General features: G+C 67.4%; 10 protein-coding genes. 1 reads left to right on the top strand and 9 read right to left on the bottom strand.

Going from position 1 to position 16,788, the window contains the following annotated elements; genetic code table 11:
* Positions 1-10: 10 nt before the first annotated feature.
* Positions 11-904, top strand: a complete 894-nt coding sequence (gene ampE, locus C2U58_RS12090) for a regulatory signaling modulator protein AmpE (protein ID WP_102946079.1) — start codon at positions 11-13, stop codon at positions 902-904.
* A 55-nt stretch (positions 905-959) separates the two neighbouring features.
* Here the strand turns inward: ampE and C2U58_RS12085 are convergent, their stop codons facing one another.
* The 9 genes from C2U58_RS12085 to C2U58_RS12045 form a co-directional block, all read right to left on the bottom strand.
* A complete protein-coding gene (locus C2U58_RS12085; RefSeq protein WP_102946078.1) occupies positions 960-1,388 on the bottom strand; it encodes a DUF2752 domain-containing protein in 429 nt (142 codons plus the stop codon).
* Between the two features lie 64 nt (positions 1,389-1,452).
* A complete protein-coding gene (locus C2U58_RS12080; protein WP_102946077.1) occupies positions 1,453-1,728 on the bottom strand; it encodes a CD225/dispanin family protein in 276 nt (91 codons plus the stop codon).
* A 43-nt stretch (positions 1,729-1,771) separates the two neighbouring features.
* On the bottom strand, positions 1,772-2,053 hold the full coding sequence (locus C2U58_RS12075; RefSeq protein WP_246233529.1) for a CD225/dispanin family protein: 282 nt from the start codon (positions 2,051-2,053) through the stop codon (positions 1,772-1,774).
* 207 nt (positions 2,054-2,260) lie between these two features.
* Positions 2,261-4,150 (bottom strand): MFS transporter, encoded by a 1,890-nt coding sequence (locus C2U58_RS12070; RefSeq protein ID WP_102946076.1) that lies wholly within the window; start codon positions 4,148-4,150, stop codon positions 2,261-2,263.
* Positions 4,151-4,248: 98 nt separating this feature from the next.
* Positions 4,249-6,447, bottom strand: coding sequence for a YccS family putative transporter (yccS, locus tag C2U58_RS12065; protein WP_102946075.1), 2,199 nt, complete (start codon positions 6,445-6,447; stop codon positions 4,249-4,251).
* A 261-nt stretch (positions 6,448-6,708) separates the two neighbouring features.
* On the bottom strand, positions 6,709-8,766 hold the full coding sequence (locus tag C2U58_RS12060) for a TonB-dependent receptor (RefSeq protein ID WP_102946145.1): 2,058 nt from the start codon (positions 8,764-8,766) through the stop codon (positions 6,709-6,711).
* 182 nt (positions 8,767-8,948) lie between these two features.
* Positions 8,949-12,071: an efflux RND transporter permease subunit gene (locus C2U58_RS12055; protein WP_102946074.1), complete on the bottom strand. Its 3,123-nt coding sequence runs from the start codon at positions 12,069-12,071 to the stop codon at positions 8,949-8,951.
* Positions 12,068-15,298, bottom strand: coding sequence for an efflux RND transporter permease subunit (locus C2U58_RS12050; protein WP_102946073.1), 3,231 nt, complete (start codon positions 15,296-15,298; stop codon positions 12,068-12,070). The genes C2U58_RS12055 and C2U58_RS12050 overlap by 4 nt, the downstream gene beginning before the upstream one ends.
* 86 nt (positions 15,299-15,384) lie before the next feature.
* Positions 15,385-16,629, bottom strand: a complete 1,245-nt coding sequence (locus C2U58_RS12045) for an efflux RND transporter periplasmic adaptor subunit (protein WP_102946072.1) — start codon at positions 16,627-16,629, stop codon at positions 15,385-15,387.
* Between the last annotated feature and the right edge of the window lie 159 nt (positions 16,630-16,788).

The following is a 16,788-nucleotide window of genomic DNA, read 5'->3' as shown; positions in this document are numbered from 1 at the left end:
GGAGGCAGTCATGTTCACCACCCTGGTCGCAGTCCTGGTCGCCCTGGCCCTGGGCCACGTCGCGCCTGCCGCGGCAGTGGCGCTGCGCCGGTTCGGCCTCTACCGGCGCTGGCTGCAGTGGCTGGACGCGCATGCCCCGGAGGCCGGCGCCTGGCGCGGCCGGCACGGCTGGGTGCTGGCGCTGCTGCCGTTCGTGGTGGCCATGGCGCTGCTGCAGTGGCTGTTCCACGACCGCCTGTTCGGCCTGCCGTCGCTGCTGCTGGGCATTGCCACGCTGGTGATCTGCTGGGGCCCGCGCGACCTGGACCGCGACGTGGAAGCGGTGATCGACGCCGACGACGCGCCCACCCGGCACGCCGCCATTGGCCAGTTGCAGTCGGCCGGCGGCAGCCTGCACGAGGACGTGCCGTCGCTGGTCGAGGCGACCCTGCTCAATGCGCTGCGGCGCTGGTTCGCGGTGCTGTTCTGGTTCCTGCTGCTGGGCCCGGTCGGGGCGCTGGCGTACCGCCTGTTGGCCCTGCTGGCGGTCGGTCCGATGCGTTCGCTGGCCGACGTGGAAACCGTGGTGGGCGCACGCCAGGTGCTGTCATGGCTGGAGTGGCCGGTGGCGCAGCTGATGTCGCTGTCGATGGCGCTGGTCGGCAACTTCGACACCGCCTTCAAGGCGTGGCGCGACGCGCACGGCAACCGCTGGGTGGCGTCGACCGACTTCCTGGGCGCGGTTGCGCGCGCCAGTGTCAGCGCCGAACTGCGCGAAGACGCGCACGATTACAGCGATGCCGGCATGGTGCCGGTATGGCGCCGCCTGCCCGAGCTGCGTGATGCCATGAGCCTGGTCTGGCGCATGCTGCTGCTATGGATGGCCGCCCTCGCCCTGCTGGTGATCGCAGGCTGGGTGACGTAAACAAGGTTGATGCACCGCCCGCCGGTAGCGTCGGCCGTTGGCCGACCCAAGCGGTCTATGCCACGCCCGGCGCAAGCAAACTGAAGGGATACCAAGGCAGGTTACGCATCACTGCATACCCCACCAACACCACCAACCACACCATCGGATTGGCCAGCACCCGCATCAACGGGTCCAGCGCACGCACGCGCACGCCCGCGTTGTTGAGCAGCATCAACAGCAGGAACGGCAGCGAAATCACCAGCAGCGGATTCATCGCCATCGCGCCGGCCCAGTCCAGATGCACCAGCGAATACAGGCAGCGCGTGCTGCCGCAGCCCGGGCAGTAGATCCCGGTCAATGCATACAACGGGCACCCCGGCAGCGGACTGTTCGCGGCATACGGGCTGACATGGCGCAGCACCACGGCCGCGCCGGCGGCGAGGCCGGCACTGATCGCCAGCGGCGCCCAGCGCGACAGAACGGAACGGGAAGGCATCGTCATGACGGCAGAACGGCCCGAGCCGGACACCCCGCAGGGGCGCCGGACCGGGCCGTCCAGGGTGCGATCAGTAGTTGCCGCTCATCGCGCCGCCAACGCCCATCACCATCACCAGGACGATGTACAGGACGATGCCGACGACGCCGATGATGGCCGACCACATGGCCCACTTCTTGGCCTTGTCCGACGACTCCTGCGCACCGGCGATGTCACCGGCGGCCAGCTTGCCGTTGACCTGCGCGGCGAACACGATCGAGACGATGCCGGCCGGCAGGCAGCAGAACAGGGTGGTGAGGATGGCCCAGACCAGGTTGTTGGGGACTTGCGGGGCAGTGGCGTTCATCGATGAAGCTCCATTTTCAAGGGTGGGTTGAACAGAAGGTGTTTCAGAGTTCGGAAAGAGCGCCCAGCGCGGCAATGCCGCCGAACAAGCCAAACCACAACAGCAGCAGTACCGGCAACGCGAGCGCTGATGCCCATGCCCACCCCGCGGCCTTGCGCGATGCGGCATACGCCCCGGCCACGTCGCCGGCGGCGCGGCGGCCATCGACCTGCGCGGCATACACGATCGACACCACGCCCAACGGCAGGCAGCAGAACAGCGTGGTCAGGATCGCCCACACAAGGTTGTTGGGAACGACTACACCCGACGGGGTCGGTGGCGGCAGATGATTCAAGTACGGCTCCATTCCATTGGTTGTCCCTTGGCATCTCCCAACGCCAATAGACACCCCCTATGGCCGGTAATCTAACCGAAGTTCCGACGGATGTATGCGTTTACATGCCCCCGTTTTGGGATTTTTCCCATGCGTGCACGAACGGAAACGGGCCGCATGCGGCCCGTTGCTTGCACGATCCGGCTTGTTTTGTCGGTTTTAGCCTTGATCGCCGCGCAGTGCGCGGACCTGCGCTTCCAGCCCTTCCGCCGTCGCGGTGGCACCGTCCACCGGTACCCCGGCGATCACCTCGATGTGCGCGCGCAGGCGGCGCGGCACCCGCATCCGTCCCAGGCGACTGTCGCGCCGGCTCCACATGCTGGCCCACATGCCGCGCAATGCCATGGGCACCACCGGAACCGGCCGGCGTTCCAGGATCTTCTCCACACCCGACTTGAACGCGGCCATTTCGCCGTCGCGGGTGAGTGCGCCTTCGGGGAAGATGCAGACCAGTTCGCCTTCGGCCAGCGCACGGTCCACTTCGTCGAACGCGGCCTGCATCAGCGCGGGGTCCTCGCGTGCGCCGGCGATCGGAATCGCCTTGGCGGTGCGGAAGATCCAGCGCATCACCGGAATGTTGAAGATCCTGTAGTACATGACGAAGCGCACCGGGCGCGGGATGGTCGCCGACAGGATCAGCGCGTCCATGTAGCTGACGTGGTTGCACACGATCAGCGCGGCCCCTTCGTCGGGCACGTTCGCTTCGATGCCATGCGGGCGCAACCGGTACAGGAAGCGCACCATCACCCAGCTGAGGAAGCGCATCAGGAATTCGGGAACGATGGTGAAGATGTAGATCGCCACCACGGCGTTGGCGATGGCCAACGCGAGGAACAACTGCGGAATGGTCCAGTGCAGGAACTTCTGGGTGGCCAGCGCGATCATGGCGGCGGCGACGATGAAGCCGGAGTTCTGGATGTTGAGCGCGGCGAACACGCGCGACATTTCCGACTTCGGGGTGCGGCTCTGGATCAACGCGAACAGCGGCACCACGAAGAAGCCGGTGAACAGGCCGATGCCGACCAGATCGACGATGATGCGCACGCTGCCCGGCGCCGAGACGAACTCGGCCACGCCCAATCCAGCGGCGGTGGCGGTGCCGGCGCGCGCGAAATACAGGTCGAGCATGAAGGCGGTCATGCCGAATGCACCGAGTGGCACCAGGCCGATTTCCACGGTGCGCCCGGACAGCTTTTCGCAGAGCAGCGAGCCGACGCCGGTGCCGATGGAGAACAGCGCCAGCGCGAAGATGTACAGGGTGGGTTCGCCGCCGAGGTTGACCACCGCGTAGGTGGGCAGCTGCGAGGTGAGCATGGTGCCGACGAACCAGAACCAGGACACGCCCAGGATGGCGTTGGCCACGGCCTTCTGCTTCTTGGCCAGGCGCAGCACGGCGAGCGATTCGGGAATCGGGTTCCAGTTGATCTTCAGGTCCGGCGCGCCGGCGTCGACCTTGGGAATCATGCGCGCGGTGATGTTGCCGGCAATGGCCAGGCCGATCACGGCGGTGGCGGCCACGACCGGGCCGAAGCTGCCGGCCAGGGTGAAGATGATGCCGCCGCTGATCATGCCGGTGAGGATCGACATGGAGGTGCCCATTTCCACCAGGCCGTTGCCGCCGGTGAGTTCTTCCGGCTTGAGTACCGAGGGCAGCACGGAATACTTCACCGGGCCGAACAGGGTGGACTGCAGGCCGGTGCAGAACAGCGCCACCAGCAGGATCGGCATGTTCTGGGTGAGGAAGCCGACGGCGGCCAGCGACATGATCGCGATCTCCATGGTGGTGGTGATCACGATGAGGCGCGATTTCTCCAGCTTCTCGGCGATCTGGCCGGCGAGGGCGGAAAACAGGAAGTAGGGCAGGATGAAGATGGCCGGGGCCAGCGTGGTGTACAGCGACTGTTCTTCCTGGCTGACGCCAAGGTAGAACAGCAGGCCGATGATGGCCTGGCGGTACACGTTGTCGTTGAAGGCACCCAACGACTGGACGATGAAGAACGGCAGGAAGCGGCGCTGGCGGAGCAGGGCGAACTGACTGTGGCCGGACATGGGATCTCCTTGCGAGCCGGCAGACTATCACGCAGCCGGGCAGAGCCCGGCGCTACGGTTCCGGGAATTCATTGTGCGGGCGCGTGGCGACGCGTTCGTCATCGCGGGGCGTCAAATGCGTTGCGGCGCGGTGCGCCGACCTCATTCGCCGCCCCACGCAGCTTCGGCAGCAACCGCAGCATCAACGCGATCTGGGTACGAATCAGCTGCAGCTTCGGCGGCATGTCGTCGGTGACCTGTTCAAGCTGTTCGGCCAAGGCGCGGTCGGCGTTGTTCGCGCTTTCATCGACCGCCTCGCGCCGCTCCAGCGCACCGGCGATCTCCTGCATCGCCTGCTGCACGCGCTCGCCACTGGAGCGCGCCAACGTGTCCTGCGCGTAGCTGTCCAGCTGCGCGCGGTGGGCGCCGAGTGCGGACAGGTGGCCCAGCAGCGTATTGGACAGGGCCAGGAAGCGGAAGCCGGCGTCGAGGTTGCCGCGCACGTGGCCGGGCTCGCGCAGCATGTTGGACAGGGCGGTGGAGAGGGCGACGTCGGCGTTGTGCATGTCGCGGCGGGCAACGCGGTAGGCGAGGTCGTCCTGCATGCCGCTGCCGTACTGGCCGAGCACGGCCTGCAGGTAGCCGGCGCAGCGCTGCAGCACGCGCGCCATGACCAGGTCGAGGCGGCGGCCCTGCCAGTCGGGCAGGATCAGGAACGCGGCGGCGGCGGCGATGGCGCAGCCGAGCAGGGTGTCGACCAGGCGCGGCCAGATCAGCAGGAAGCCGTCGCCGATCAGGTTGAAGCAGGTCAGGGCCATGACGGTGATGGCGGCCGAGGCGACCAGGTAGCGGTCGCTGCGGGTGAAGAAGAACAGCAGGGCCGAGAGCAGGGCGATCAGCAGTTCGAGGCGCAGGTCCTGGAACAGCTGCAGCAGGGCCCAGGTGAGGACGAGGCCGATCAGGGTGCCGGCGACGCGCTGGGCAAGGCGTTGCCGGGTGGCGCCGAAGTTGGGGCGGCAGACGAAGACGATGGTGAGCAGGACCCAGGAGCCGTTCTGGGTGTTGAACAGGCGGATGGCGATGAAGCCGACGATCAGGGCGATGGCCATGCGCAGGCCGTGGCGGAACAGCACGGAGCCGGGGGTGAGCTGCTGGCGGAGGCGCACGCCCATTTCGCGCAGGGTATGCGGGTTGGTGTCGCGCAGGCGGGTGTCGACGTTGTCGAGGGTGGATTCGGACTGGGCGGCTTCGGAGAGGCGGCGTTCGATGCTCTGCAGGTTGTGGCCGAGCAGGTCGAGGGAGGACAGCAGGCGCTGCCATTGGGGGTTGTGCTGGGCGCGCAGCCAGGCGAGGGAGTCGGTGAGGTCGGCGGTGGCCTGGCGGGTACGTTCGCCGTAGTCGAAGGGGCGGCGCAGGCGGATGGCGGTGCCGAGGCTGGCGCAGGCTTCGCCCTGCAGGGCGAGCAGGCGCTGGCAGCGGTACAGGACGTCGCTGTGGAAGAAGGCGTCGGTGAGGGCGCCGTAGGGGTAGTGGGAGGAACTGGCGCGTTCGTGGAAGTCCTGGGCCATGTAGTAGAGGCGCAGGTACAGGCCGGACTGGACGCCGGGCCGGCCGGAGCGGCCGAAGCGGGCGAGGATGGCGGTCTTGGCGGTGTTGAGGGCGTCGACGACGCGGCGGTTCTGTTCGGCGAGGGCAAGCTGGCGCTTCTGGACGTCGGCGTCGCGCACGGGTTCGAACAGGTCGGCCTTGAGCTGGAGGTAGCGGCCGAGTTCGATGTAGAGGCGGGCGAGGCGTTCGCGTACGGGGCGGTTGGCGAACAGGGCGGTCCAGAGGATGGAGAGCAGGCCGTACCAGAGGGCGCCGGCAAGCAGGTGGCTGACGGCGTTGAAGGCCTGGGCGCGGTCGGCGGCGCCATGCTGTTCGAGGCCGATCATGGTGTAGATGGCGAGGGTGACGGTGGCCTGGGCGATGGAGGCGTAGCGTTCGCCGAGGGCGCCGAGCAGGGTCAGGCTGAAGGTGGCCAGGGCGAGGGCGGCGATGAACAGCCAGGGCCAGGCGAACAGGTGGACGACGGCGGCGGCAGCGGCGATGAAGCAGAGCAGGGAGAGGGCGACGGACTTGGTCCGGCCCCACCAGTTGTCGTCGGTTTCGGCAATGGCGCTGGCGATGATGCCGAGGAACACGCCGGGCAGGGCGGGCAACTGGTCGAGGTGCCAGCACACGCCCATGGCGGCGGACAATGCGATGAAGACCCGCAGGCCATAGCTGGCCTTCTCATGCGCCCACAGGCGGCTCAGGCGGGATTCTCGGGCAGACATGCGGACTCGTGGTGCGGGGGCGCCTCATTATTGCGTCATCGCGGTGAATCCTGCATCGCGGCGGCGAGGGACTGTTGGATTGCGCGAAAGGCAGCGTCTCAATTGCTACGGGCTGGGGCGGCCACCGGGCAGCCCCGCTCCGAGACACGCCGTGAACCCATCCATGGGGGCTGCTAGAAAACATCCATGTTTTCTAGCGTCTCTCCGGGGGCTACCCGGCGGCCGCCCCCACACAGGGTCGCGTGCGGATGGGAGAATCAATTACAGATCAAACCTTACGCTCACTGCAAAGGTTCGCGGCAGGCCTATGCCGGCGTTCGACCAATACTTCTTGTTGGCCAGGTTTTCCACGCTCGCGCGCCACGTCACCGGATGTCCGTTCGCCTGCATGCGGTATCCCACGCCGGCGTTGACCAGGGTGTAATCCGGCAGCTTCAGGGTGTTCTCGGCGTCGTAATACACATCGCCGTAATAGCGGGCGAGTGCGTACAGGCTCAGGCCTTCGACCTGCTGCACGCTGTAATCGGCGTGCACCACGCCGTTCCAGCGTGCGGCGCCTGCGGTGCGGTTGCCCTGCTGGGTGATGCTGTCGGGTGAGAGCTTGTCGTAGGTGGGGTCGAGCCAGGTGACGCCGCCGCCGAGGCTGAAGGCGTCGCTCAGGAGGACGTTGCCGCTGACCTCCACGCCTTCGTACAGGGTGATGCCGTCCTGCACGAGCAGTTTGCCGGCGCTGGTCAGGCGGTCGATGTTGGCGCCGCGTTCGAGCCGGAAGGCGGCGGCGTTGGCGTTCCAGCGCGGGTATTCGATCTTGGCACCGATCTCGAACTGTTTGCTGATGGTGGGGTCGAGCACGTCGCCGGCGTTGATGTAGTCGCTGCCGACGCGGCTGCCGGCTTCGAGCGATTCGACGTAGCTGGTGTACAGGGTGACTTCGTCGGCGGGCTTGTACATGACCGCGTAGGTCGGGGTGACCGGGTAGGTGTGGTAGCTGCCCTTGTTCTCGAAGTCGTTGTAGCGGGCGCCAGCCAGCAGCGACCAGCCGTGGCCGACGTCGACGGTGTCGCTGAGGAACACGGCCTGCTGGATGGTTTCGCTGCCGCGGGTCAGTTCGTGGGAGCCGACCGCGTCGTGGCGCAGGGTGGGGCGCTGGTACAGGTTGCCGCGGCCGATGGTGTTCCATTCGTACGGACGGTCCCAGCCGAGGCCGGTCTGGTGCGAGACGCCGGCCACCGGCTGGTGCGAGAGCGGGCCGGTCTGGAAGCGGCCCTGCACGATGGCCTGGGCGAGCTTCCACTCGCTCTTGCCGCCGAGCTCGTAGGCGTTGATGTCGTAATCGCCGTTCACGTCGTCGATGTAGGCGAAGATCTTGTTCACGTCGTTCCACGACGAGGTGTAGCCGTAACTCAGGCTGGTCTTCCAGTCGCTGTTGATCTGCCAGTGCAGGGCGGTGGAGAGCAGGCTGGAGCGGGTGTCGTAGAAGGTGCCGGGGATGGCGTTGTTGACGTCGCCGGCAATCGGGCGCGGCAGTTCGGTCAGGCCGATGAAGTAGTACTGCGGCGACTCTTCGCCCAGGTCGCGCTGCTGGAACACGCCGTCGAAGGTCCAGGTGAGGCTGTCGCTCAGGCGGGCGTCCAGCGACAACGCGCCGACCTTGCGGTCGACCTCGCCGCCGTTGAAGGTCTCGCCTTTCTCCTGGTAGGCGTTGAAGCGGTAGCCGAACATCTGTTCGTTGCCGAAGCGACCGCCTGCATCGACCTGGCTGCTGACGATGCCCTGTTCGCGCAAGCCGAGCTGGGCGGAGAAGGTCGAGGTGTCGGTGGGTTTTTTGGTCACGTAGTTGATGATGCCGCCGGGCTGGCCGAAGCCGTACATGAAACCGCCCGGACCCTTCAGCAATTCCACCTGCTCCATCACTTCCAGCGGCCATTCGGTGCCCCAGGACGAGACCTGCAGGCCGTTGACGCGGTAGCTGTCGTAGCTGAGGTCGATGCCGCGGTTGCGGATCGGCGAGCTCCAGCCGCTGGCGTAGGCGCTGACCTGGGTGACCACCGAGGGGTCGGTCAGGAAGGCCTCGCCCAGCGAGACCACCTGGCGCTTCTCGATGTCTTCGCGGCCGATCACCGAGATCGCGAACGGGGTATCGCGTACCGGGCGGTCGCCCAGTGCGCCGGTGTCGGTGTGGGTCCGTTCGGCGGTGACCTTGACTGCGTCCAGCTCGGTGGCCGAGCGGGACTGGGCGTGGGTGGTGCAGGCCAGCGACAGTGAAAGCGCAAGCAGGGCCGGGCGCAGGGCACGGCGCGGAAGAACGGAAGCACGCATGTAGTGGGGGTCCTCTGCGGACAGCAGCACACCGTCCGCGATCGGTGGATGGCGGAAAGAAGAGGGCGTGGCTGAGTCGGGGCACTGCCCGCGGAAGGCGGATTCAGCGCGGTGCGCGAGGCGCGGCAGGACCGTGGCTGATGCGAATTGTTCTCTTTTGGGTGTCTTCCGTCAAATAACGGTCATGCGCGCGCTGCACGCCGCAGGGCCACCTTCTCGCGGCGCCGTGCCCGCCAGCCGCGCCAATGCTGCTGCAGGCACGAGAAGATCACGTACAGCGCCGGGGTGCTGAGCAGGGTCAGGCTCTGCGAGAACAGCAGGCCGCCGATCATCGCGATGCCGAGCGGGCGGCGCAGTTCGCTGCCCTCGCCCAGCCCGATCGCGAGCGGCACTGCGGCCAGGATCGCGACCATGGTGGTCATCATGATCGGGCGGAAGCGCACGATGCTGGCTTCGCGGACCGCTTCCAGCGGGCTCTTGCCGTGCTCGCGCTGGGCCACCACCGCGAAGTCGATCATCATGATCGCGTTCTTCTTGACGATGCCGATCAGCAGCACCAGCGCGATCATCGAGATCACCGACAGCTCGGTATTGGTCACGAACAGCGCCAGCAGTGCACCCACGCCTGCCGCCGGGAGCGTGGACAGGATGGTGACCGGATGCACCAGGCTTTCGTACAGCATGCCCAGTACGAGGTACACGGTGATGATCGCGGCCAGCACCAGGATCAGCATCGAATTGGGGTTGAGCTGCACGTTGAAGCCGCCGCCATCGCTGATGCGGATGTCGCCGGGCAGGCGCAGGCCGTCCACGGTGGACTTGATGATCGCCTCGCCTTCGCCGGTACTCACGCCTGGCGCCAGGTTGTAGCTCAGGTCCATGGTGGTGTACTGGTTCTGGTGGGTGATCTGCGGTGGCGCCAGCCCCGGCACCTGCCGTGCCACGGCGGTGATCGGAATCATCTCGCCGTTGCCGGCGCGCACGTGGATCTCGTCGAGCGCGCGCGGGGTGGCGGTCTGCTCGGGCAGCGCGTTGACCACCACGCTGTACTGGTTGATGTCCGAATAGATGGTGGAAATCTGGCGCTGGCCGAACGCGCCGTACAGCGCGCCGTCGATGGCGCCGACCGACACGCCCAGGCGCGCGGCCTTGGCCCGGTCGATCTCGATGTTCTGGCGCAGGCCGGCGGTGTCCACGTCGGTGCCGACATCGCGCAGCATCGGGTTCTTCTTCAGCGCGGCCTGCACCTTCGGCAACCACTCCTGCAGCTGGGCCAGGTCGTTGCCCTGCAGCGACACGCGGTACTGCGCGCCCTGGCTGTTGCCGCCGCCGCCGTCGCTGGGCAGGTCCTGGATCGCGCGCAGGCGCAGTTCCAGGTCCGGGTAGCGGTCGGCCTTGGCGCTCAACCGTGCCAACGCCTGCGCGGTGGTTTCGCGGCGGCCTTCCTTGCGGGTCTTCAGTTCGATGTTGAACTGCGCGCTGGAGCCCTGCCGGCCACTGCCCAGGCGCACGCCCACGGTCTTCACCGCCGGGTCGGCCATCAGCATGTCGGTGATGCGGCGCTGGCGGTTGACCATGTCCTCGAACGAGACCGTGGCGCTGGAGTTGGCGCGGCCCCAGATCAGGCCGGTGTCCTGCGGCGGGAACGAGCCCTTCTTGACCGCACCGGCCAGCATCACCGTGGCCACGATCAGCAGGATCGGGGTCAGCGAAAGCAGCAGCGCGTGGCGCAGCGAGAAGTCCAGGCACACTGTGTAGACCCGCAGCATGCGGTCGTGGGTGGCGTCGAGGAAACGACCGATCCGCGACGGCTTCTCCGGCTCGGCATGCGCGCTCAGGAAGCGGCTGCACAGCGCCGGGGTCAGGGTCAGCGAGACGATCATCGACACCACGATCGCCGCCACCAGGGTCACGGTGAACTCGCGGAAGAACGCGCCGACCATGCCGCTGGCGAACAGCAGCGGAATGAACACCGCCACCAGCGAGGCGGTGATCGACACGATGGTGAAGCCGATCTCGCGCGCACCGGTCAACGCCGCCTGCATGCGCGGCATGCCCTCGTCGAGGTGGCGCATGATGTTCTCGATCACCACGATCGCATCGTCGACCACGAAGCCGATCGCGATCACGAGCGCCAGCAGGCTCAGGTTGTTCAGGGTGAAACCGAACACGTACATGACCAGCGCCGCACCGGCCAGCGACAGCGGCACGGTGATCGCCGCGATCAGGGTCGGCGCCAGCCGGCGCAGGAACAGCGCCATGGTCAGGATCACCATCGCCAGGCTGATCAGCAGGGTGATCTGCACTTCATGCAGCGAGGAGCGGATGGTCGGGGTGCGGTCGAAGTACGGGGTCAACGTGGTGCCTGGCTGCAGGTAGTCGCGCAGCATCGGAATCTGCGCCTTGACCCGGTCCACTGTCTCTACGATGTTTGCGCCGGCGCGGGTGAACACGTACATCACTACCGCGGGCTTGTGGTCGAACCAGGCCGCCTGGTAGGCGTCCTGCTGGCCGTCGTAGACGTTGGCCACGTCCTTCAGGCGGATCACCCGCCCATCGTCCTGGGTCTTGATTACCAGGTTGGCGAAGTCGGCCGCGCGCGCCACCGAGTCGTTGGCGATGATCGCGGTGGTGGTGTTGCCGTCGCTGAGGAAGCCGGTGGGCGAGGTCACGTTGGCCGCGCGCACGGCATTGCGCAGGTCGTCCGGGGTGAGATTCAGCGCGTTGAGCAGGCGCAGGTTGACGTCCACGCGCACGGCGGGCGTAGACGCACCTGCGATATCCACCGAAGAAACGCCGCTGATCTGGCGGATGCGCTGGGCCAGCAGCGAGTCGGCCACGTTGTACAGCTCGTCGGCCGACTGCGTCTGCGAGGTCAGCGCGATCGCGATCACCGGGTCGTCGTTCGGGTTGGCCTTCTGGAACATCGGCGACCCGAGCCCGGAGGGCAGGTCGGCCTGTGCCGAATTGATCGCGGTCTGCACGTCCAGCGCGGCCGAGTCGATGTCGACTCCGCTCTGGAACACCATGAACACCAGCGAGCTGCCTTCGGAACTGGACGAGCGCATCTGGTCCACGCCCGGCAGCTGGCCCAGGTGGCGCTCCAGCGGTGCGGTCACCGTGGAGGCCATGGTGGTGGCATCCGCGCCGGACTGGCTGGCGTGCACGAAGATCACCGGAATCTGGATGTTCGGCAGTGCCGACACGCCCAGCTTCAGGTAGCACATCAGGCCGACCACGAACAGGCCGATGGCCAGCAGCGCGGTGCCGATCGGGCGGCGGATGAACGGGCCGGAGATGTTCACGCGTGGTCCTGCGCGGTGCCGTTGCGCAGCGCGCGCTGTTCACGGCGCTGGCGCAGCCACTCGGAGTAGCGCTCCATGTACAGGTAGATCACCGGCGTGGTGTACAGCGTGACCAGCTGCGAAATCAGCAGGCCGCCGACGATGGCGATGCCCAGCGGGCGGCGCAGTTCCGAGCCGATGCCGGTGCCCAGCGCCAGCGGCAGCGCGCCGAGCATGGCCGCGGCGGTGGTCATCATGATCGGGCGGAAGCGCAGCAGGCAGGCGCGGCGGATCGCTTCGTGCGCGTTGGCGCCGGCACGGCGTGCCTCGATGGCGAAGTCCACCATCATGATGCCGTTCTTCTTGACGATGCCGATCAGCAGCACGATGCCGACGATGCCGTCCACCGACAGGCTCAGCCCGCACACCATCAGCGCCAGCAGCGCACCCACGCCGGCCGGGGGCAGGGTGGAGATGATCGTGATCGGGTGGATGTAGCTTTCATACAGCACGCCGAGCACGATGTAGATCACCACCAGCGACGCCAGCAGCAGCCACACCACGTCGGTCTGGCTGCCGGTGAACTCGGCGGCCTTGCCGATGAACTGCGCATGCACCTGCGACGGCATGTCCAGGCTGGCCCTGGTTTCTTCGATCGCCTTGACCGCGTCGGACAGCGAGTAGCCCGGCGCGATGTTGAACGACACCGTCACCGCCGGCAGCTGCTGCTGGTGGCTGACCACCAGCGGCGTGCTGGTGACCTTGCCTTCTGCCAGCGCCGCCAGCGGGATGATGTCGCCGGCACCGACCGGGATGCCGGTGTTCTGCGCGCCGATGCCGGTGGCGGTGGACGAGTTGGACGAGGTGACCTGGCCGAAGTTGGTGGCGTTGCTGCCGGTCAGCGCGCCTGCACCGTTCGAGGCGACGGCGAGCTGGTTCATCAGCGCGGTGCTGGTGCGGAACTCGGGCGCTACTTCCAGCACCACGCGGTACTGGTTGAGTTCGGTGAAGATGGTCGAGATCTGGCGCTGGCCGAACGCGTCGTACAGGGTGTCGTCGATGGTCTGCATCGGCACGCCCAGCACGCTGGCCTTGTCGCGGTCGATGGTCAGCTCCAGGGCGCGGCCCTGGTTGGACAGGTTGTTGTCCACGTCGGCCAGTTCCGGACGCTGGCGCAGCGCCTCGGTCAGGCGCGTGGCCTGCAGCGCGACCTGCGCGCTGTCCACGTCCGACAGCGAGTACTGGTACTCGGTGGCGGCCACGCGGGTGTCCAGGGTCACGTCCTGCACCGGCTTGAGGTACAGCGCCACGCCGGGAATGCCGGCCACCGCCTGCTGCAGGCGCGGCAGGATGTCTTCCAGGCCATCGCGGTCGCCGCGTTCCTTGAGCACGATCGACAGCTGGCCCTGGTTGAGCGTGGGATTCATGCTGCCGGCGCCGATGAAGGCGGCCACGCCGGTCACTGCAGGGTCCTTGCGCAACGCTTCAGCCACCGCCTGGGTGCGCTGCTCCATCTGCGGGAAGGCAATGTTCTGGTCGGCCTGGACCACGCCGGTGATCAGCCCGGTGTCCTGTTCGGGCAGCAGGCCCTTGGGGATCACGATGTACAGCACCACGGTCAGCACCAGCGCGCCGGCCGCCACGGCCAGGGTCAGGCGCTGGTGGTCCAGCACCCAGTCCAGGCTCTGCTCGTACAGCCCCACGGTGCGGCTCCACACGGTCTGCTTGCCGGCTGCATGCGCGCGCTCGTGTGCGTCTTCGCCTTCGGGCAGCGCGTCGGGCTTGAGCAGGTAAGCGCACATCATCGGGGTGAGGGTCAGCGAGATCAGCATCGACAGCACCACCGCGATGCTCAACACCCATGCGAACTCGTGGAACAGCCGCCCGGTCACGCCCGGCATCAGCAACAGCGGCAGGAACACCGCCACCAGCGAGACCGTCAACGAGAGCACGGTGAAGCCGATCTGGCGTGCGCCGATCTCGGCCGCCTCCGGGCCGCTCCTGCCCTGTTCGATGTAGCGCACGATGTTCTCGATCATCACGATCGCATCGTCGACCACGAAGCCGGTAGCCACCACCAGCGCCATCAGCGAGAGGTTGTCCAGCGACATGCCGGCGAATGCCATGACCCCGAACGTGCCGGCCAGCGACAACGGCACCGCCACCGAGGGAATGATGGTCGCCCACAGCCGGCGCAGGAACACGAAGATCACCGCCACCACCAGGCCGATGGTGAGGATCAGGGTGAACTGCACTTCATGCACCGAAGCGCGGATGGTTTCGGTGCGGTCGGAGAACACCTCCAGGTGCACGTCGGCCGGCAGCACGTTCTGCAGCTGCGGCATCAGCGCACGGATGCGCTCCACGGTCTGCACGATGTTGGCACCGGGCTGGCGACGGATCTCCAGCAGCACTGCCGGCTTGCCGTCGGCCCAGGCGGCGAGCTGGTCGTTCTCGACCCCGTCGATCACCTGGGCCACGTCCGACAGCCGCACCGGTGCGCCGTTCTTGTAGCTGATGATGGTCTCGCGGTACTCGGCGGCGCTGGTCAGCTGGTCGTTGGTGCCGATGCTGTAGGACTGCGTCTTGCCATTGAGCGAGCCCTTGGGCGCGTTGACGTTGGCCTGGGTCAGCGCGCTGCGCAGGTCTTCCAGGGTCAGGCCCATGTTCGAGAGCTGCGCCGGGTTGACCTGGATGCGCACGGCCGGGCGCACGTTGCCGGCGATCGAGACCAGGCCCACGCCCTGCACCTGCGACAGGCGCTGGGCCAGGATCGAGTCGGCGTAGTTGTTCACGTCGCGCAGCGGGCGCGTGTCGGAGGTGAGCTTGAGGGTGATGATCGCCGCGTCGGCCGGGTTCACCCGGTTGTAGACCGGCTGGTAGGGCAGCGACGAGGGCAGGGTGGCCTGGCGGATCGCTGCCTGCACGTCCTGCGCGGCGATGTCGATGTCGCGGTCCATCGAGAACTGCAGGATGATCGTGGACAACCCCGCCGAGGAATCGGAGGTCATCAGCTCCAGCCCGGAGATCTGCCCGAACTGGCGCTCCAGCGGCGTGGTCACCAGCGAGGCCATGGTGGTGGCGTTGGCACCGGGATACTGGGTGGTGACCACCAGGCTGGGCGCGTCGATCTCCGGCAGCGCCGACACCGGCAACTGGCGATAGCCCAGGATGCCGAGCAGCAGCAGGCCCGCCATCAGCAGCGAGGTGGCGATGGGGCGGCGGATGAAGATCGTCGAAAAGCCCACGGGCGGATCCTTGCTGTTACGTCAAACGGCGATGCAGGACACGAACGCCGACCAGCGGGCCGGCGTCGCGGACACGGGGCGCGCGGTCAGCGCGGGCCGCCGCCACGGCGACCACCGCCGCCTTGCTTCTGCGCGGCGGCCTTGAGCTCGGCCTCGGTCGGGGCGGCCGGGGTTTCGCCCGGCTTCAGCGCGGTGACCTTGCTGCCCGGCTTGAGCCGGAACTGGCCTTCGCTGACCACGCGCTCGCCGCCCTTCAGGCCTTCGGTGACCTGCACGTGGCTGTCGCCCACTTCCACGCCGCTCTTCACGGTCTGCATGGCCACGGTATTGTCCGGCTTGACGATGTAGACGTACTCGCCGTCCGGGCCGCGCATCACCGCCTGGGTGGGGATGACCACGCCACCGGCAATCGTGCGCAGCTGCATGCGCACGTTGACGAACTGGCCCGGCCACAGGCTGTTGTCCTTGTTGTCGAACAGGGCGCGGGCACGGAAGGTGCCGCTGTCGCTGCTGATCTGGTTGTCCACCACGTCCAGCGTGCCGCCGTCGGTGAGCACGTGGGCGTCGTTGCGGTCGAGCGCGGCGATGGTCACCGGGCCGGCCTGCTGCGCCTGGCGCACGTCCGGCAGCTGGCGCTCGGGCAGGTTGAACACCACGTGGATCGGGTGGACCTGGGTCAGCGTGACAATCGCGGTACCGGCGCTGACCACGTTGCCGGCGTCGACCGCGCGGATGCCGGCGATGCCGGAGATCGGCGCGGTTACGCGGGTGTATTGCAGCTGCACCTGGGCCGCGCGCATGCTGGCTTCATTGGCCGCGACCGCGCTTTCGTACTGGGCCACCTGGTTGCGCTGGGTGTCCAGGTCGGTCTTGGCGACGTACTGGCGGTATTCGGGCGAATTGGAGCGCTGGAAGTTGGAGCGGGCCGTGGCCAGCTGCGCCTGGTTCTGCTTCTTGGCAGCGGCGGCTTCGTCATAGCTGGCCTGCAGGGTGCGCGGGTCGATCTGCGCCAGCAGGTCGCCCTGCTTCACTTCCTGGCCTTCCTTGAAGTTGATGCTGAGCAGCTGGCCGCCGACCTGCGGGCTGACGGTCACGGTGTTCATCGCGCTTACCGTGCCCAGCGCGCTGGCATACACCGGCACGTCCTGGCGGGCGGCGTCGATCACGGTCACGGGTACCGGGCCGTTGTCGCGCTCGCCGTCCTTGCCGGCCTCGGCCTGCGGGCCGCCCTTGGCGTCTTTCGCCTTGCCGCCGCCGAGCATGCGCATGCCGACCAGCCCGACCACCAGCACTGCGATCACCAGCAGCACGATCTTCCAGAAACGCGACATTCAAAAACTCCTGAGGCAGGCGAAGGGCGGGGCCCGGTTGGCAGGTACGAAGGATACCCGTCCGGCGTGACCCTGAATGCATGACGGATGGGACGGGCGGTCAGACCGGCGAAGGCCTTCAAGGTTCAATCGTGGCGACCGCCAGACGTCCCGCCGCGC

The organism is Stenotrophomonas sp. VV52 (assembly GCF_002893095.1).
Lineage (GTDB): Bacteria > Pseudomonadota > Gammaproteobacteria > Xanthomonadales > Xanthomonadaceae > Stenotrophomonas > Stenotrophomonas aracearum.
Note: the sequence above shows the minus strand (reverse complement) of the source record. Positions and strands in the feature narration are given on the sequence as shown.